The sequence below is a fragment of the Flavobacterium sp. UW10123 genome, from assembly GCF_040538975.1.
In the GTDB taxonomy this organism is placed as follows: Bacteria; Bacteroidota; Bacteroidia; order Flavobacteriales; family Flavobacteriaceae; genus Flavobacterium.
Genome location: NZ_JBEWQE010000005.1, coordinates 21,948 through 41,535 on the forward strand (window position 1 = coordinate 21,948; position 19,588 = coordinate 41,535).

The 19,588-nt window shown below is 34.4% G+C and carries 16 protein-coding genes; 11 read left to right on the forward strand and 5 right to left on the reverse strand.

What is annotated here, in order from left to right; genetic code table 11:
* Positions 1-72: 72 nt before the first annotated feature.
* Positions 73-1,191: a DNA polymerase III subunit beta gene (dnaN, locus tag ABXT06_RS07280; RefSeq protein WP_354590139.1), complete on the forward strand. Its 1,119-nt coding sequence runs from the start codon at positions 73-75 to the stop codon at positions 1,189-1,191.
* Between the two features lie 432 nt (positions 1,192-1,623).
* Positions 1,624-2,253 (forward strand): DsbA family oxidoreductase, encoded by a 630-nt coding sequence (locus tag ABXT06_RS07285; protein ID WP_354590140.1) that lies wholly within the window; start codon positions 1,624-1,626, stop codon positions 2,251-2,253.
* 88 nt (positions 2,254-2,341) lie between these two features.
* Here the strand turns inward: ABXT06_RS07285 and ABXT06_RS07290 are convergent, their stop codons facing one another.
* Positions 2,342-2,473, reverse strand: coding sequence for a hypothetical protein (locus ABXT06_RS07290; RefSeq protein WP_255596598.1), 132 nt, complete (start codon positions 2,471-2,473; stop codon positions 2,342-2,344).
* Between the two features lie 225 nt (positions 2,474-2,698).
* On the opposite strand from ABXT06_RS07290, the gene ABXT06_RS07295 reads away from it, so the two are divergent.
* The 6 genes from ABXT06_RS07295 to pdeM all read left to right on the forward strand — a co-directional run bounded on the left by ABXT06_RS07295 (position 2,699) and on the right by pdeM (position 9,355).
* On the forward strand, positions 2,699-3,019 hold the full coding sequence (locus ABXT06_RS07295; RefSeq protein ID WP_354590141.1) for a hypothetical protein: 321 nt from the start codon (positions 2,699-2,701) through the stop codon (positions 3,017-3,019).
* Between the two features lie 17 nt (positions 3,020-3,036).
* Positions 3,037-3,423, forward strand: a complete 387-nt coding sequence (locus ABXT06_RS07300) for a YidH family protein (protein ID WP_354590142.1) — start codon at positions 3,037-3,039, stop codon at positions 3,421-3,423.
* 20 nt (positions 3,424-3,443) lie between these two features.
* Positions 3,444-4,448 (forward strand): ligase-associated DNA damage response exonuclease, encoded by a 1,005-nt coding sequence (locus tag ABXT06_RS07305; protein ID WP_354590143.1) that lies wholly within the window; start codon positions 3,444-3,446, stop codon positions 4,446-4,448.
* A 208-nt stretch (positions 4,449-4,656) separates the two neighbouring features.
* The gene (locus ABXT06_RS07310) at positions 4,657-6,258 is read left to right on the forward strand and encodes an ATP-dependent DNA ligase (RefSeq protein ID WP_354590144.1); all 1,602 of its coding nucleotides are present in this window, start codon (positions 4,657-4,659) and stop codon (positions 6,256-6,258) included.
* On the forward strand, positions 6,258-8,717 hold the full coding sequence (locus ABXT06_RS07315; RefSeq protein ID WP_354590145.1) for a ligase-associated DNA damage response DEXH box helicase: 2,460 nt from the start codon (positions 6,258-6,260) through the stop codon (positions 8,715-8,717). The genes ABXT06_RS07310 and ABXT06_RS07315 overlap by 1 nt, the downstream gene beginning before the upstream one ends.
* 5 nt (positions 8,718-8,722) lie before the next feature.
* Positions 8,723-9,355, forward strand: a complete 633-nt coding sequence (gene pdeM, locus ABXT06_RS07320) for a ligase-associated DNA damage response endonuclease PdeM (RefSeq protein WP_354590146.1) — start codon at positions 8,723-8,725, stop codon at positions 9,353-9,355.
* 272 nt (positions 9,356-9,627) lie between these two features.
* On the opposite strand, the gene ABXT06_RS07325 is transcribed toward pdeM, so the two are convergent.
* The 4 genes from ABXT06_RS07325 to ABXT06_RS07340 form a co-directional block, all read right to left on the reverse strand.
* Positions 9,628-10,758 (reverse strand): efflux RND transporter periplasmic adaptor subunit, encoded by a 1,131-nt coding sequence (locus ABXT06_RS07325; protein WP_354590147.1) that lies wholly within the window; start codon positions 10,756-10,758, stop codon positions 9,628-9,630.
* 1 nt (position 10,759) lies between these two features.
* A complete protein-coding gene (locus ABXT06_RS07330; protein WP_354590148.1) occupies positions 10,760-15,136 on the reverse strand; it encodes a CusA/CzcA family heavy metal efflux RND transporter in 4,377 nt (1,458 codons plus the stop codon).
* Positions 15,137-15,216: 80 nt separating this feature from the next.
* The gene (locus ABXT06_RS07335) at positions 15,217-15,477 is read right to left on the reverse strand and encodes a hypothetical protein (RefSeq protein WP_354590149.1); all 261 of its coding nucleotides are present in this window, start codon (positions 15,475-15,477) and stop codon (positions 15,217-15,219) included.
* A 191-nt stretch (positions 15,478-15,668) separates the two neighbouring features.
* On the reverse strand, positions 15,669-15,965 hold the full coding sequence (locus tag ABXT06_RS07340; RefSeq protein ID WP_202006421.1) for a winged helix-turn-helix transcriptional regulator: 297 nt from the start codon (positions 15,963-15,965) through the stop codon (positions 15,669-15,671).
* 90 nt (positions 15,966-16,055) lie between these two features.
* Between ABXT06_RS07340 and ABXT06_RS07345 the strand changes: the two genes are divergently transcribed.
* The 3 genes from ABXT06_RS07345 to ABXT06_RS07355 all read left to right on the forward strand — a co-directional run bounded on the left by ABXT06_RS07345 (position 16,056) and on the right by ABXT06_RS07355 (position 19,585).
* Positions 16,056-16,304 carry a hypothetical protein gene (locus tag ABXT06_RS07345; protein WP_354590150.1) on the forward strand — a complete coding sequence of 83 codons (249 nt, stop codon included), beginning with the start codon at positions 16,056-16,058 and terminating at the stop codon, positions 16,302-16,304.
* Positions 16,305-16,408: 104 nt separating this feature from the next.
* Positions 16,409-18,763 (forward strand): mechanosensitive ion channel family protein, encoded by a 2,355-nt coding sequence (locus ABXT06_RS07350; RefSeq protein ID WP_354590151.1) that lies wholly within the window; start codon positions 16,409-16,411, stop codon positions 18,761-18,763.
* A 228-nt stretch (positions 18,764-18,991) separates the two neighbouring features.
* Positions 18,992-19,585 carry a phage tail protein gene (locus tag ABXT06_RS07355; RefSeq protein WP_354590152.1) on the forward strand — a complete coding sequence of 198 codons (594 nt, stop codon included), beginning with the start codon at positions 18,992-18,994 and terminating at the stop codon, positions 19,583-19,585.
* Positions 19,586-19,588 lie beyond the last annotated feature (3 nt).

Below are 19,588 nucleotides of genomic sequence, written 5' to 3' on the forward strand. Positions count from 1 at the left end.
AGATATATTTGTAATCCGTATATTTAGCCCCAAATTAGATAAAAAGGCCTATCAAAAAATAAAATAAAGCAGATGAAATTTATAGTATCGAGTTCGTACTTATTAAAACAATTACAAGTTTTAGGTAGTGTAATCAATAGCAACAACACGTTGCCAATTTTAGACAACTTTTTGTTTGAACTAAACAATAATGAATTGACAGTTTCGGCTTCAGATCTTGAAACGACTATGTCGGCTACATTATCGATCGATTCTACTAGCAAAGGAAGCGTAGCTGTACCTGCTAAACTTTTGCTTGAAATTTTGAAAACATTCCCAGAACAGCCGTTAACTTTTACTGTTGAAGACAATAACACAGTAGAAATTAGCTCTAACTCAGGAAAATATGCATTAGCTTACGCAGCAGGAGAAGAATTCCCTAAAGCGGTAAGTCTTGAAGATCCATCTGTAACTTTAGTTCCTGCAGAAGTTTTAGCTACTGCTGTAAGCAAAACTATTTTTGCAGCAGGAAATGACGATTTACGTCCTGTAATGTCTGGGGTATTCTTCCAGTTTTCACCAGAAGGATTAATCTTCGTCGCTACAGATGCTCATAAATTGGTAAAATATTCTCGTACAGATGTAAAAGCGTCTCAAGTAGCAGATTTTATCATGCCTAAAAAACCATTGAATATTTTAAAAAGTATTTTAGGAACTTCTGATGCTGAAGTAAAAATTGAATACAACGATTCAAATGCGACTTTCTCATTTGACAATTATATCTTAATGTGCCGTTTAATCGACGGAAAATATCCAAACTACGAAGCAGTAATTCCTAAAGAGAATCCGAATAAATTAATGATTGACCGTTCTTTATTCTTAAGTTCTGTTAAACGTGTTGCAATTTTCTCTAACAAAACTACACACCAGATTCGTTTGAAAATCGCTGGAGCAGAATTAAACGTTTCTGCAGAAGATATTGATTACTCAAACAAAGCAGAAGAAAGATTGACTTGCGATTATCAAGGTGATGATCTTCAAATTGGTTTCAACTCTCGTTTCTTAACAGAGATGCTGACAAACCTACAATCTGACATGATCATGCTTGAAATGTCGTTGCCAAACAGAGCTGGAATTTTAACTCCAGTTGATGGTTTAGATGAGGGAGAAACAGTTACTATGTTGGTAATGCCTGTAATGTTAAATAGTTAACATTAAAGTTTCTTTCTGTTACAGGGATATTTTTTAGTTTTAAATAAAAGATATATCATTGTAAAAAAAAAGATATCGCTATTAACCAACCATTTTTTATACCTAGAAACCGCAATTCCCATAAAGAGTTGCGGTTTTTTATTTGAGTTTTTTTGTTTCAGGTTTCAGGTTTCAAGTTGCTTTACTTTGTGTTGATTTTAACGCAAAGATCGCAAGGTATTTAAATATGCTTAATCTACAGTAAACGCAAAGTTCGCAAAGCTTTATGTAAAACTTTGCGACTCCGCGACTTTGCGAGATTATCTCATCTTGCTTAAAAAAAAACTTTCTGCACTTTGCGTAAACCTTTGCGTGCTTTGCGGTAAGAAAAACACAAAGCATATCAACTTGAATCCTGAAACTTGAAACAACAATTTTCCGTATCTTTGCAATATGAAAATAGAAATTTGGTCGGACATCATGTGTCCGTTTTGTTATATCGGAAAAAGACAATTGGAAACTGCACTTGCAGTATTTCCTAATGATGAATTTGAAATTGAATGGAAAAGCTTTCAGCTAGATCCAACCATTACTTCAGAACCTGGGATGGACGTTTATACGTTTTTAGCAGAAAGAAAAGGAATGTCGATTGAACAATCTAAAGAAATGCATAAAGGCGTTGCAGAACGCGCTAAAAGTGTTGGTTTGGATTATAATTTTAATAAAGCAGTTATCTCTAATTCTTTGAATGCTCACAGAATTATTCAATTAGCTAAAACTAAAGGATTCGGAGATCAAATGGAAGAAATCTTCTTTAAAGCTTATTTTACTGATGGAGAAGATTTAAATAACGGACTTACTTTAATAAAATTAGGCGTTCAAGCTGGATTAGAAGAAAATGAAATTAGAGAAGTATTGGAAAGTGATAGTTTATTTTTGAAAGAAGTACAATCAGACATTAAAGAAGCTGGAGAAATTGGTGTTCAAGGTGTCCCATTCTTTGTATTTGATCGTAAATATGCCGTTTCTGGTGCTCAGCCAGTAGAAACATTTATCAAGACAATTCAAGAAGTTCTGAAATAAACTTCAAAAACAATAAAATTTAAAAGCGTGCTGTCTATATCTAAACAGCACGCTTTTATTATTTAGTTCTACTTAGAAACTAAAAAAATTAATGGCCTGCTCTACCTTTAGAATCAGTTGATTTTGTAGTAGTGCTTTTTCCTCTAGAACCAGAAGTTGATTTTTGAGTTTTTCCAGAATCTTTCATTCCAGATTTTGAATCTTTTCTTGAAGTTTCCATAATGTTATAATTTTTTAAATTATTAGTTATACAAAGTTGCAAAACACATAAACAATTGATTTACAGAATTAAACTTGATTTTTACAAAATAAGAACTAAACCCAATTTACAGAATAAACGAATCATGTAAAATTAAATTCGAATCTTATAATTTTTTCAACTGCTTAATTTTCAAATTTGTATATATCATTTAAGATAAATACTTACTAATTTAAAATAGCAGCCATGAGAACAGATATCGACAACAGAAAAACTGCATTACTAAATGATTATAAATGCAGTAAACCAGATCATGTAGACACTGCACATGAAAATGAAGCTATGGATCAAGAATTTACTTCAGGACAAGATCCAGATACTCACTATAGAAATCAATGCTATCATTTTTCTGATGATTGTTACGAAATCATAGAAAGCGGACTCAATCTGGCTGAGGATAACACGCCCTATTCTTCTTATGATGATACAAATCCTTATAACAGTTATAATTTAGATAACGAAGATGATAGATATAACTGTCCTCCTTACAGAAATTTTGAATTTTAAAAAACTCAATAACAGCTATGTCGCCAAAGAATGATCAGGAAATTATGAATGAATACTTGTCTAATGAAAGAACTTTGTTAGCATGGCTTCGCACGGGAATTGGCATAATGGTTTTTGGATTTGTAACCGTAAAATTTTCTTTATTTCTAAAACAGCTTCCAGCAAAATATATAGCCGAAACTGTACCGCCAAATAGCAATTTTACCATTTATTTAGGCATTGGTTTATTGATTGCAGGTGCTATGACTATTTTGCTGTCTTATCTGCGTTACATTCACACAATCAAACTATTAAAAAAAGGAAAGTATCAATATTCAACAGCAATGCTTACCTTTATTACTATGATGCTATTTGTATTAAGTATATCTCTTATAGCTTATCTAGTCATTGCAGCAAGCGCATAGAACAATTATCTAATTAAAAAATGACTTCGCCATTATTACAATTTAACGATAAAGGAATTTACTGCCAACAGGCAGATGTCTATCTGGATCCGTGGCGACCAGTAAAAAATGCCATTATCACGCATGGACATTCTGATCATGCGCGTTGGGGACATCAAAATTACATTACACATTATTCGAATATTCCCATTATAAAACATCGTTTAGGCGAAATTAATGTTTCAGGAAAAAATTGGAATGAAACTTTTACGATAAACGGAGTGAAATTTTCTTTTCATCCTGCGGGTCATATTATTGGATCTGCGCAAATAAGAGTAGAATACAAAGGCGAAATCTGGGTTTTTACTGGTGATTACAAAACCGAAGATGACGGAATTTCTGTTCCGTACGAGGTAGTAAAATGCCATTCTTTTATCACCGAATGCACTTTCGGACTTCCAGCTTTTAAATGGGAACCACAAGCAGATGTCATGACTGAAATTAATAATTGGTGGGCTGAGAATCGTGCAGAAGGAAAAACATCTGTATTATTTGGATATTCTTTAGGAAAAGCACAACGATTACTAAAATATCTTGACCCAAGCATCGGTCAAATTTATACACATGGCGCAATAGAAAATATGACCAATATTGTCCGGCCAATGATTGATTTGCCTCCAACCATAAGAATAACTTCCGAAACAAAAAAAGAAGATTTATTGGGCAATATTGTAATTGCTCCGCCAAGCGCACATGGAAGCACTTGGATCAGAAAAATGACTCCTTTTGTAACAGGAACAGCAAGCGGCTGGATGGCTTTTAGAGGAGCAAGACGCAGACGAGCCGTTGACCGCGGATTTGTCTTAAGCGATCACTGCGATTGGACAGGTTTATTGGAAAGCATAAAAGCAACAGGCGCAGAAAAAGTAATCTGTACTCACGGATATTCAGATATATTCTCGAGATACCTAAGAGAATTAGGATACGATGCCAGAACCGCAAACACCCAATACGAAGGAGAAACGAATGAAGCGGAAGAAAGTTAGGAGTTAGACGTTATGCGACACTTTAAGTTAAGTAACTAAGTTATAAGTTATGCTCAAAACGTTGTTCGATATCTAACTCCTCCCCATAACCATAACCATAACCATAACCATAACCCATAACCCATAACCCATAACCCTTAACCCATAACCCTTAACCCTTAACCCTTAACCATAACCCATAACCCATAACCCATAACTTAAAAAAAGCATGAAAAACTTTGCCGAGCTTATAAAAACCTTAGACAGTTCTAATAAAACATCGGTAAAAGTTGATGCGCTGACTAATTATTTTCTAAAAGCAAGCGACGAAGATAAAGTCTGGACAATTGCCATTCTTTCGCACCGTCGTCCTCCACGTCCAGTTAATACTACTTTGTTACGTTTATGGGCAAACGAATTGGCAAATATTCCGCTTTGGTTGTTTGAAGAAAGCTATCATATTGTGGGCGATTTGGCAGAAACAATTGCGTTGGTTATTCCGACCACAAAAGAACATTCCGATAAAAGTTTGACCGAATTTCTACAAGAAATCATTGCTTTAAAAAAGAAAACTGATTTTGAGAAAAAAGAATACTTGCAAACCAATTGGCTTAATTTAAATTATTACGAAAGATTCGTTTTCACTAAATTAATCACAGGAAGTTTTAGAATTGGTTTAAGTCAGAAGTTAATGACTCGCGCACTTTCAAAAGCCGAAAATATTGACGAAGATACATTGGCTTATAAATTAATGGGCGATTGGAATCCGAATGCGATTACGTTTCAAGAATTGATTTTGGATGAAAAAAGTAGCGATTATTTATCGAAACCTTATCCTTTTTATTTGGCTTATCCGATTGAAGCTGAAATTGAAAATCTTGGAAATCCAGAAGATTGGAGCGCTGAACATAAATGGGACGGAATCCGTTCTCAAACCATAATTCGTGATAATGAAATTTATGTTTGGAGTCGTGGCGAAGAATTAGTAACCGATAAATATCCTGAATTTCAATCTTTCATCGGAAATATTCCAGACGGAACTGTTATAGATGGCGAAATCCTTCCTTTTATTGATAATCAAATTGGGACATTTAATGATTTGCAAACCCGAATTGGAAGAAAAAATGTATCGGCTTCTGTTTTAAAAAATACGCCTGTTATCATAAAAGCTTATGATTTATTGGAATGGCAGGGAAATGATATTCGAAATCTTCCTTACATAGAACGCCGTACATTATTAGAAGAACTATTTACCACTTTAATTGGTAAAGAAATTCCGCTACAGCTTTCAGAGCGAATCAATTTTTCGACTTGGGAAGATGTTACAAACGAAAGATTAAAATCTCGTGAAATGAGAAGCGAAGGTTTGATGCTGAAACGAAAAGACTCTCCCTATTTAGTTGGAAGAAAAAAAGGTGATTGGTGGAAATGGAAAATCGAACCTTTAACCATAGATGCCGTTCTCACCTACGCCATGCGCGGTCACGGAAGAAGATCCAATCTTTTTACCGATTATACTTTTGCTCTTTGGCAAGAAAATGAAAATAATGAGCGTGAACTCGTCACTTTCGCGAAAGCGTATTCCGGTTTAACCGATGCCGAATTTAGAATGGTAGATGATTTTATTAAAAAAAATACTTTAGAACGATTTGGCCCAGTGAGAAGCGTTACACCAAAATTGGTTTTTGAAATTGGTTTTGAAGGAATAGCACTTTCCAAAAGACATAAAAGTGGCGTTGCAACACGTTTTCCGCGAATTTTAAGATGGCGACACGACAAAAAAATTGAAGATGCCAATTCGATAGAAGATTTAAAAAATATGATTTCATAATGAATAGAGAGCAGTTATTTACCATAGCCAATAATTGGTTTGAAAATCAGGGATGGAAACCTTTTCCGTTTCAGACACAGACTTGGACTGCTTTTTTGCAGGGAAAAAATGGTTTACTAAATGCTCCGACTGGAAGCGGAAAAACCTATGCGCTTTGGCTTCCCATTATTTTAAACTACATTAAAGAAAATCCGAATTACAGGACGAAACACAATTCAGGATTAAAAGCGATTTGGATTACACCTCTGCGTTCTTTATCTGTTGAAATCAAACAAGCGGCAGAAAGAGTTTTAACTGATTTAGACATTCCTATGACGGTTGGAATTCGTTCTGGAGATACTTCTGCTTCAGAAAGAGCCAAGCAAAAAGGAAAAATGCCAGATCTGCTGATTACAACTCCCGAAAGTTTGCAATTGCTTTTGGCAACAAAAGGTTATGCAAGTATTTTTAAAAATTGCAGTTCCATAGTAATTGACGAATGGCACGAACTACTCGGAACAAAACGTGGCGTGCAAATAGAATTAGGTTTGTCAAGACTGAAAACCATTGCTAAAAGCATACGCATTTGGGGAATCTCAGCAACAATTGGGAATTTACAGCAAGCGCAAGAAGTTTTACTTGGAGTCGATTCGGAAGCCTTTCATAATTCTGTTTTAATCAAAGCGGTCATTAATAAAAAAATAAAAGTTGTTTCCATTATTCCAGACAAAATGGATACGTATCCATGGCGCGGACATATGGGATTGCATCTAATTGATGAAGCAGCAAAAATTGTAAAAGCCAGTAAAACGACGCTTATTTTTACCAATGTTCGTTCGGCTTGCGAAATCTGGTATCAAAGATTATTAGAGAAATATCCTGAATTTGCAGGAGAAATGGCCATGCATCACGGAAGCATTGACAGAGAAACCAGACTTTGGGTAGAAAATGCCATTCGAAATGAAGAATTAAAAGTCGTAGTCTGCACTTCTAGTTTGGATTTGGGTGTTGACTTTGCTCCTGTCGAATCGATTATTCAAGTTGGAGGTCCAAAAGGCGTTGCACGTTTTATGCAACGCGCCGGACGAAGCGGACATCAGCCTGGAAAGGAAAGCGTTATTTATTTCCTAGCTACTCATGCGATTGAATTAATCGAAGCTTCTGCCTTGAAAAAAGCTGTTGAAAATAGTGTGATTGAAGATCGTGTTCCCTATTTGAACAGTTGGGATGTTTTGGTTCAATACCTTAATACGCTGGCCGTTTCTGATGGATTTTATCCAAATGAAATTTTAAAAGAAATTCAGGGAACTTTTAGCTATCAAACTATCAGCGACGAAAACTGGAACTGGATTTTGAATTTTATTACTCAGGGAAGTCAGAGCCTACATGCGTATGACGAATTTAAAAAAGTTGAAATTGATGAAAACGGCTGTTACAAAATAAACAGCAGAATGATTGCCATGCATCACAGAATGCAGATTGGGACTATTGTTGGCGATGCCGTGATGAATGTAAAATATGTCAGCGGCGGTTATATTGGTACTATTGAAGAATGGTTTATTTCGAAACTAAAACCGGGTGACACTTTTATTTTTGCTGGAAAAAAGCTGGAATTATTCAAAATCAGAAATATGCAGGTTTTGGTTAAAAAAGCCAGTCCGAAAAAGGAATCTAAAATTGCCAGCTGGATGGGCGGACGTTTGGCTTTATCTTCTCAAATGAGCGAATTGCTTCGAAAAGAATTATATCGTGCCAATACCGATAATCTTTCGCCAGAATTAAAAGCTTTACAGCCTTTATTCAAAAGACAGCGAAAAGAGTCTATTGTGCCGAGTTCAGATGAATTTCTAATTGAAACTTTTAAAACCCGAGAAGGTTTTCATGCCATTTTTTATCCGTTTGAAGGGCGCTTTGTGCATGAAGCTTTAGCCAGTTTATTGGCATTCAGAATTAGTTTATTGCAATCGATCACTTTTTCTTTGGCGTATAATGATTATGGTTTTGAATTGCTTTCGGATCAGGAAATTGATATTGAAGCAGTTTTAGACAATAATCTATTTTCAACGGAATATGTTCATCATGATTTGCAGAAAAGCTTAAATTCGACCGAAATGGCTCGAAGAAAGTTTAGAGATATAGCAGTAATTTCGGGATTAGTTTTTACAGGTTTTCCAGGAAAAATGGTTAAAACAAAACATTTACAAAGTGGTTCGCAATTACTGTTTGAAGTTTTCAGAGATTTTGAACCTGATAATTTATTATTGCATCAAGCGTACAGAGAAACCTTTGAACATCAGCTGGAAGAAGGACGTTTGATTTTAGCTTTAGAAAGAATTGCAAATCAGAAAATTGTTTGGAAACAATGTTTAAAACCAACTCCTTTTAGTTTTCCTATCATTACCGATCGATTGAGAGAAAAACTTTCGAGCGAAACTCTAGCTGAAAGAATTCAGAAAATGACTGCGTCTTACATGAAATAATATTTATGAATATTCAAATACAAAACGAAAACTTTATTCTTCACCCAAGCGGTGCTGTTTTTTGGGAAAGAAAAAAAATGATTATTATTTCTGATGTACATTTAGGAAAAGTGACACATTTTAGAAAACATGGAATCGCAGTTCCGCAAAGTGCCGTTTCAGAAAATTTTAGGAAGATCACCGAAATTTTGGATTATTTCCTTCCTGAAAGAATCGTTTTTTTGGGAGATTTATTTCACAGTTCAAAAAATAAAGAATGGGATTTGTTTGAAGAATGGATTTCCAATCATAATCAAGAAACATATTTAGTTGCAGGAAATCATGATATAATCGACCAAAAAAATTATTATGAAATTGGAATTCTTGTTGTTGACTCTTTAGAAATTGATCATTTTCTCTTCACTCATCATCCAACAGAGAAAGAAGATTATTTCAATTTTTCCGGACATATTCATCCAGGAATAATTTTACGCGGATTAGGGCTTCAAAGTTTAAAACTGAAATGTTTTTTCCAGAAAAAGAACCAAATGATACTACCTGCTTTTGGGGAATTTACAGGAAAGTTTATTATGAAACCTGAATCAGAGCATACTGTTTTTGCGATAGCAGGAGATGAAATTATTTTGATAAATAATTAATTTCTATCATCAATAATATTCCGTTAGGAATATCTCGTCGGTAGAAAAAAAAGCATATTCGTTTGTGAGTGTCCTGTAGGGACACTTGATTTATACATAAACAGCAAATCATTAATTAATCAAACGTTCCTACGGAACGTAGAATCACAATTCTTTTTTTTCTACCGACGAAACATTCCTACGGAATGAATTATTTATATAAATTAAAAACCCAGTAAAACTAAATTTACTGGGTTTCATGTTTAATCTAAATTGCAATCAGAAATTAAACATTATTGTTCGTCGTTATTCATTGCAGACATCAATAAAGTGTAAGCGTTTTTTATGACCACTTTAGAAGAACTAGAAATAGCATCAGAGATAATCTGATTATATCCTTCGTTTTTAACTCCAGACTTCACTTCTACCATTTGAAACTGGTTATTGCCAAGTTCTGTAAATACATAAAATTTGCCTTCCCAACGCACAACAGCATCTTCTGGAACGGTTAATGCCTTTTGGTTTTCAATTTCAACTTCTGCATTTACAAACAAACCTGGCAGTAAAGCCGGATTATATGTATTTACTTTACAGATAATTTCAGCCGCACGATCTCCGTTTAAACTTTGATTGATAAACGCAATTTTAGCTCCGTATTTCTTAGTGTCAGAAGCATTTGCGTAAACCGTAACGTTCTGCCCAATCGAAAGAGAAGTAACATCTTTTTCGAATGCGTTTAAAGTTAAAACAATGTCTTTTTTATCGATTAGTTCAAAAAGCATATCAGTCGGATTTACATATTTTCCGATGTTGACATTTACTTTAGAAACCAAACCATTTATAGGCGAAACTACTTTTATGGTTTTGCTAATATTGTTTACATTTAATGTTTTAGCATTAATTCCTAATAAATTTAATTTTTGTTCTAACGAAGACATTGTAATTCGTTGAGTTCTCATTTCGGTAGTAATCTGCTCTAAAACCTTATCGCTTGCTGCTTTGTTTAAATTCAATTCTTTCTGTCTTCTATGTTCATTTAGAGCCAATTCAAACTTTTCTTTTGCCATAAGATAATCCTGCTGCAGTTCGATAAACTGCATATCTTCCAAAACAGCCAAAACCTGACCTTTCTGAACATTCATTCCCGCAATAAGATTTGTGCTTTTTACATAACCTCCCAGCGGAATACTAATACTGATAACACTTTTTGGAGGAACCGTTACAGTTCCTTGAAGCTGTAAAATCTCTTTGACATTTTTTATAGTCGGATTACCGCTTTCTAGTCCAGCGTTTTTTACTTGTTCAGGACTTAATTTGATAATATTAATGCTTTTATTTTCAGCACTTTTAGTTTCCTCATTTTTCTTATTTCCGCAAGAAATTAGAAATATAGCGCCTATAAACGCTGCAATATATTTTTTCATTTTAGATGTTATTTAGATTTTGAAGTGTCACGACTGCTTTATTATAAGCATTCAAGGCATCCAGATATTCGCTTTTAATTGTAATAGCTTGATTTACTACCAAAACCCATTGCAAATAGTCAATATCTCCATTTTGTAATTGACTGCTTGAAGCTTCGATAATCGTTTGAGCACTTTTCAATCCGTCCGTTTCATAATACGCCAAGCTTTCTTCGTATTTTTTGAGTTCTCGATCAGCGTTTTCAATATTAGTTTTTACTTCAATTTTCAAAGCTTCAGACAGCTCCGCATAACTTTCATACTCTGCTTTTGCGGCTCTTTTTCGTTCAGACTGACTTGTAAAAAAAATAGGGATTGAAAGTCCAGCATTTATATAATTAAATCTTTGTGAACTATCATAATAAACTTCTTGACCTAAAGTATTAGTTTGGGTTCCGATAATACTTAAATTATTATAACCTAAAGTAATTTCTGGAAGCATTTTGGCACTTTCAGTTTTCCATCTCCATTTGGCAGATTCCGATTCAAATTGCGAACGCTGAACGGCAGGAAGATTTTCTGTCTTTAAATTTTCGATTGATGTTCGATTTAAAACCGCTTTTAGTTTTTTCTTTTTGGGAGTATGTTCAACTTTATCTTGAAGAATGGCATTAAATGAATTTAAAGCAATTTCGATATCTCTGTTTACCATTACCAATTGATTGCTGTAAAACTGTCTGGCAGATTGCGAAGCGCTTTTTTCTAAAACATTAGCTTCACCTGCTTTAAATCTTAAATCCGATTTCTTTTCCATAATTCGGTAAATCGAATCAGCGTAAACCAAAAGTTCTTTTTTGCTTTGAAGCCATAAATAGTCATAATAAACATTTCTGACTCTGGTTTTAATTTCCTGAGAAGTAAGCTGCACTTCAGCTTTTGCTTTATTAAAATCGGCTTGAAATGCTTTTTTCTGATTGCTGTAAACGGTAGGAAAAGCAAACGTCTGACTAATTCCAAATCTCGTGTCTTTCTGTGCGCTATTAAACTGTCCGTAATCGGCATCGATTTGCGTTTGCGGAAGATTATATCCCGTATTTTGCAAATGACTTTTAGACTGTTCATTTAATTTGGCCGATTTAATCGTTCTGTTATTCTGGATCGCAATTGAAATCGATTCGTCAAGCGAAATTGGCAATTCTTGTGCATTTGCCATATTACCAATAAAAAGAATGCTCAATAAAATAGTTAGATTATTCATGTGTTTTTTTCTTTTTTTAGAAAATCCTTTTGCGTGATAGGTCATTAAATAAATGGCTGGAAGTACAAAAAGCGTTAAAAGCGTTGCTGTAACCAATCCACCGATTACTACAGTTGCCAGCGGTCGTTGCACCTCTGCTCCTGCTCCGTTGCTCAACGCCATTGGAAGAAATCCGAGAGAAGCCACAGCTGCTGTCATTAAAACGGGACGCAACCTGTTTTTTGTTCCTAATAAAATAATCTGGAAAGGATCGGTAATTTCTCCTTGTTTCTGAATTCGGTTGAACTCGGATATTAAAACAATTCCGTTTAATACTGCAACACCAAAGAGTGCAATAAATCCAACTCCGGCAGAAATACTAAAAGGCATATCGCGCATTACCAAAGCAAATACGCCACCAATTGCAGATAGAGGAATTGCTGTAAAAATGATAATTCCTTCTTTAAACGATCTAAAAGCAAAATACAACAGAGCAAAAATCATTAATAAAGCAACAGGAACTGCAACTCCCAATCTGGCTTTTGCCTGTTGAAGGTTCTCAAAAGCTCCGCCATAAGTGATATAATATCCTGGATCAAATTTGATTTGCTGATTTACTTTTTGCTGTAATTCTTCTACAATTGACTGCACGTCTCTACCTCGAACATTAAATCCGACAATGATTCTTCTTTTGGCATTTTCTCTCTGAATCTGGTTTGGCCCTTCCACTTCATCTACATTAGCCACTTGATAAAGCGGAATCTGCATTCCTGATGGTGTTGCAATCAACAGATTTCTAACGTCTTCAATACCTTTTCTTCCGTTGTCTTCTACACGAATTACCATGTCAAAACGCTTTTCACCTTCGTAAATACTTCCAGCAACAGCACCTGCAAAAGCGGCGTTAATCGTTGCATTCACATCAGCAACACGCAAACCGTATTTCGCCATTTCTGCCCAATTGTAATCAATTACGATTTGAGGCATTCCTGTAACTTTTTCAACATAAAGATCGGCTGCGCCTTCAACGGTTTTACTAATTGTTCCTAATTTTTCGGCATATTCTGAAAGCTTCTGAAGATCTTCTCCGTAAATTTTACAAACCAAATCTTGTTTAGCTCCTGTCATTAATTCGTTAAAACGCATTTGAACAGGAAATTGAAATCCGGTTGTAACTCCTGGCGCAATTCGTTTAACAGTTTTCGTCATTTTATCAGCCAATTCGGAAAATGAAGAAGCGCTTGTCCACTCTGATTTGTCTTTTAAAACAATAATCATATCCCCACCTTCAATTGGCATTGGGTCAGTTGGAATTTCGGCACTTCCAATTCTCGAAACTACTTGCTGAACTTCTGGATATTCTTTTTTCAATTCCTTAGAAATTTTCGTGATGGTTTCAGTAGTTGTTGAAAGATTGGTTCCAAGAAGCAAACGGGTTTCAACGGCAAAATCTCCTTCTTCCAACTGCGGAATAAACTCACCTCCCATTCTTGCAAACAATAAGACTGCGATTCCGAAAAGTACAAATGCTCCAATTACAATCGATTTTCTAATGCGTAAAGCTTTAGTTAGCCAACCTTCGTAAGCATTTTCTAATCTTTCCATAACACGGTCAGAAAGATTCTTTTTATGGCTGATTTTTTTACTTAAGAATAAAGCGCTAACCATTGGCACATAAGTCAATGATAAAATGAAAGCTCCTAAAATGGCAAAGGCAACAGTCTGCGCCATTGGTTTGAACATTTTACCTTCAATACCTTGTAAAGAAAGAATTGGCAAATACACAATCAGAATGATAATTTGTCCAAAAACTGCTGCGTTCATCATTCGTGCGGCAGATCCTGTCACTTCTTTATCCATTACTTCTTGCGAAATAGAATCTATTGCTTTGTATTTTTTTGAACTGTGAAGATGATGCAGAATGGCTTCTACGATAATAACAGCTCCATCTACAATTAATCCGAAATCTAAGGCGCCAAGGCTCATTAGGTTACCGCTTACGCCAAAAGTATTCATCATAATAATGGCAAAAAGCATGGCTAATGGAATAACTGAAGCTACAATAAAACCGGCTCTTAGATTTCCAAGAAATAAAACTAAAATCAGAACCACGATTAAAGCTCCTTCAATTAAGTTTTTTTCTACCGTTCCAATGGCGTTGTCTACCATTTTGGTTCGGTCCAGAAAAGGTTCAATTTTTAAACCTTCGGGAAGGATTTTTTCAATTTCGGCTATTTTGTCTTTTACATTCACAATAACATTATTCGCGTTTTCTCCTTTCAGCATCATCACGATTCCTCCAACAGATTCTCCATATTCGTCAGTTGTTAAAGCTCCGTAACGAATTGCCGAAGAAATCTTAACATCGGCAACATCTTTAACTAAAATTGGAAGCCCGCCTTGTGTACTCTTAACTACAATATTTTCAATATCTCCAATACTTTTAGCTAAACCTGTACTTCTGATATAGGAAACTGTTGGACCTTTCTCTATATATGCTCCACCTGTGTTTTCATTGCTATTATTTAAAGCTGTAAAAACTTCACTTATCGTTAAATTCTGCGCTTTAAGTCGGGCGGGATTTACGGCAATTTCATACTGTTTCAATTTCCCGCCAAAAGTAGAAACATCTGCAATTCCTGCTGTTCCTAAAAGCTGTCTTCTGATGGTCCAATCTTGAATGGTTCTTAAATCTTCAAGAGAATATTTCTCTTCAAAGCCTGGTTTTGGTTTTAAAACATATTGATAGATTTCTCCTAAACCTGTAGTAACGGGAGCCATTTCGGGTCTATTGGCATTTCGATCGATTTCTACTTGCTGGAGTCTTTCCGTTATCTGTTGTCTTGCCCAATACACATCGGCATCGTCTTCAAAAACAACACTTACCAATGAAAGTCCGAAACGTGAAATACTGCGGCTTTCTTTAAGATGCGGAATATTGCTAATGGCTTGTTCGATCGGGAAAGTAATTAGTCTTTCTACATCTTCAGCTCCTAAAGATGGCGCTGTCGTAATAATTTGCACCTGATTATTAGTGATGTCTGGCACGGCATCAATTGGTAATTGAGTAACCTCATACACTCCGTAGACAATCCACAGCAATGTAAAGATTCCAATTGCCAGTTTGTTCTTAACTGAGAACTGAATTACTTTATTAAGCATACTATATTAATTAAAAAAATAATAAATGAGCAGCTGGAAACAGTACGTTTCAGCCACTTCAATAAAAATTTTAAAAATAATTATGCTACCGGAGGTCGGAATAAAGAAAGCAGGTTTGGATCTGAATGAAGATCAGATCTGTAAGTTGGTATTTTTGATTGGGGTAATTCCAGGTTAAAAGGAACTGGAAGCAAATCTTTGTCGTCTAAAATAAAAACAAAGTGAAGGGAACTACTGCTTATGGTTTTAAAAGGAAGCTGCATATCACGATCTCCATCATTATCCTTTAAATCTTCTCCCCAGTAATGCATAGACAAGAAATCGATGAAAGTTAAGTCCATCAATTTTTTGTGCTCTTGATAATGCTCAATCAGTATTGGCAATTTGTAAAACTGCTGTACAAAACTGCTGTTTGAGGCTATTAGAAAAATAAATATGTAGACAATTTGTTTTCGCACAATGCAAACTTAACCCAAATAATATAATTTTTCACTATTAAAAATAGTTTGAATATATCTTTAACAATATAGAATTACTGAGATAACCCTTCTAAATGCTGAAAAACAGGAATTAAAGCTTTTCCCTTTTCCGTCAAATTATATTCAATATGGAGTGGTTTTAATTTGATTGTAATTTTTTCTAAAAGTCCTTCTTCTTCCAGCTCTTTTAAGGCTGTAGCCAAAGATTGTTTATTTGAGCCTTGAATTTGGCGTAACAAATTATTAAAACGCAAAGGCGATTCTACAGCCAAACGGAAAATTTCGGCTTTCCATTTTCCAGATAGCATTTTTAAAAGTCTTTGTGCCGGACAAGTTTCTGTTTCTTCCATAATGATTGTGAGTAGTCAAAAAAAATTGACTTATTGTTTCGGAAAGTTTTTTAAATAAAATTTGTTGCAATTCTAAAGTAAAAATATAAAATGAAAGCAAAGAAACCAAGCGAAATGAGCATTGAAGAGCTGTTAAAAATGCAGAAAACAATTCAGTTTACAATTAAGATTTTGATTGTGGTTGCCATCATACTCCTATTTCTTATTGTATTGTTATTTCTAAAAAAGGGATTTTTGATTTTAATACTGTTTCCTTTTTTGATGGCTTTTATTATGATTACCCGTTCTAATTCTCTTAAAGAAATTGAACAAGAAATTACTTCTAGAGATCTGGAATAAAATCTCTTACTAAATATACAGTTATAGTTTTTAAATTTTGATTTTTCTTAACTGAAAGTCATTCAAAAAAAATTAAATTTGGGCTCCCAAATAAGCCCTTAATTATGATTATTCAAAAAAGAACCTTTTATTTTTTTCCTTTATTTTTACTTCTTTTTTTCTCACATTTTAATTACGCTCAACAGCAAAAAACGGTCAAAAAAGAAAGCCGCGGAAGATTATTTAATGACACTACAGCTACAGACAGCGATTACTTAATGGCAATCGAAAAAGCTGGTGAAGTATTAGAATCTGCCTATAATGACATTGATTTCGCAGGTGATACCCGCCATCTTTTTGGCGATATGAAACGTACAGAAAGCAAACTAGATTTAATTTTAGCCAGCTTGAAAGGAGCTAATCCAAATGTGCGAAACCAACAGATGTATCGTATAGTTTTACAAGAAATCCAACAGGAATTAGAAGAACAAAACAAGGCGATCAATACACGAAATCTAGATCTTGAAAACATTAAGAAACGCGTAATTGATCTTCGAAAAGACAAAACTTTAATTACTTTATTAAAAGATACAATACGTCGTAAACAATTTCAAAAAGAATTCGGAAATCTTAGAAAGAGGTATGTTGCTACTGATAGTTTGATGACTAAAAATCAGACTACCTTAAACAATAAAAAAAGACTTACGGTACAGCGAAAAATTTCGGTTTCTAATGCTTTGGTAACTGTTGAAGGTAAACTGGAAAAATCTGGAATCAGTATTTTCAAAAAAGAATATCCTTCTTTATGGCAGATTAATGATACTGCAGCAAAGAAAAGGGTGACTCACAACATTAAAGCAAAAATTATAATTGAAGAAAATGTTGCAGCTTACTATCTAAGTTACAAAGCTGGCGGTCTAATTACTTTGTGTTTCTTTATGGGACTTTTGTTTTGGTATATTTCCCAAAATATCAAATATCTTAAGACAAATGGTTACGCAGAAAATCTTTTACTTTTAAATTTTAAATACTTAAATCGCGGTGCGCTGCTTCCTGTTTTGGTTATTGCATTAAATATTGCTGTGGTTACCAATTTGTATGCTCCTGCTCTATTTTTAGAATTAATCCAGCTTCTCTTGCTTGGGGTTCTAATATTCCTTTTCAAAAATCAGTGGTCAGGTGTTGCCATGAGAAACTGGCTTTTCCTTTTAGGATTATTCTTTGCACTTTGCTTTCTGGACTTGTTTATAACAATCGGATTATTACAACGATTTGCTTTTGTAGCTATAAATGTTTTAGGAATTCGTTATGGTTTAGTTCAGATAAAAACACTTAAAGAAGAACTTTATATAAAGGGCTTTTTTAAATGGGCAAGTATCATTTTTATTGGTTTAAATGTTTTATCTATTCTTTATAATTTATTCGGAAGGGTTTCTCTTTCTAATATGTTAAGCCTTACAGCTTTTATATCACTTACTCAAATTGTTGCTTTAAGTGTCCTTTTGAAGATTATTCTAGAAATTATTTTGCTTCAAATTTACACTACTAGAGTAAAAAGAGGAATCGAAAAAATGTTTGATTATGAAAGTTTATCAGACACTTTAAAAAAACCTTTTATTATTGTAATTAGCTATATGTGGCTAATCGTGATTGCTTCAAATCTGAACATTTGGGAATCACTTCGTGCTTCTTTAACTAAATTATTAAGCCATCCGAATACGATTGGTAGCATTACTTTTACGCTTGGTAATATTGTTTTATTCTTTATTATTATCTGGGCTGCGCATTTACTGCAAAAGTATGTTGCTTATTTCTTTGGTGAAATTGACGATGAAAACGAAGAAAATATTAATAAGAGACAGCATTCAAAATTACTTATTACACGATTGGTTGTTTTGATAAGCGGTTATCTGCTTGCTGTTGCGGCTTCTGGAATGCCGTTAGATAAATTGAGTATTCTTTTAGGTGCTTTAGGTGTCGGTGTCGGACTTGGGCTTCAGAACGTTGTAAACAATTTTGTATCGGGAATTATTTTGATTTTTGACAAACCAATTCAAGTTGGAGATGTCGTAGAAATTAGTTCAGAATCTGGCCGTATCAAATCGATGGGACTTCGTACAACTAAAATCAATGCTTCAAATGGTGCGGAAATCATTATCCCGAATGGTAATTTATTATCTCAAAATATTACCAACTGGACGTATACTGATAATTTTAAATTGGTTGAAATTACATTTGAAATCAACGGAGAAACAATTCCAGAGGAAATTAACACAATCGTAAACGAAACTCTTGCTAATCTTCCATTAGTAAACAATTCAAAACCATCACAAATATATTATAGCTCAATTTCTGATGAAAAATATAAACTTTTAATCAAGTTTTGGTGTAGTATTTATAGAACTGAAGAAACGATAAGTTCCGCGAGACAAGAGCTTTATGCAAGTTTCAAAAATAAAGGCTTGACATTCTCAAGTTAATACACAAAAAAAGGCAGCAACGAATTACTGCCTTTTTTATTGCGCTAAACACCCCTTTTTTGATCTAGAACATTGAATTATTTTCTTGCTTTTGCAATAAAATGTTAAATAATAGCATTTTAGCAAAAACACGTATAAACCCGCGTATCCATAATTTAGTTATAAAGTAATTTAGCATTGTAGTAAAATACTACGAAAACTAACATTAACTACTAAATCTAAAAAATTATGATGGAAGTATACATGGGAACAATTTTAAGTTTCGGATTTAATTTTCCACCAAGAGGATGGGCATATTGCAATGGCCAACTCATGTCAATTTCACAAAATTCAGCATTATTTTCATTATTGGGAACAATGTACGGTGGAGATGGTATGAATACATTCGGTCTTCCAGATCTAAGAGGAAGAGCTCCTATACATTTCGGCCAAGGCCTTGGCTTAAGCCCTATCACACAAGGTGAAAGAGCAGGTAATGAGCATATTACTTTATTAACAACAAATATACCTGCTCACGCACATACCCTTGCGGGCACTGGTACAGCAGCAGTAAGCGTAACTGCAACAGCTATAGTTGGAGGAACAATTACTAATGAAACTGATGGCGGAAACAACTCTTTTTCATCTGGTACAGCAACTGCGAATATATATAGTGAACCAGGTGGAACAGGAACTGCAAAAATCGCAGGTTTAGCTGCAAGTGCTGCACTAGGAGGTACTACAGGACTAACTGGAGGCACTCAACCTTTTGATTTACGTAATCCATATCTTGCTGTCAATATGTGTATTGCAACATCTGGAATTTTTCCTTCTAGAAACTAATTA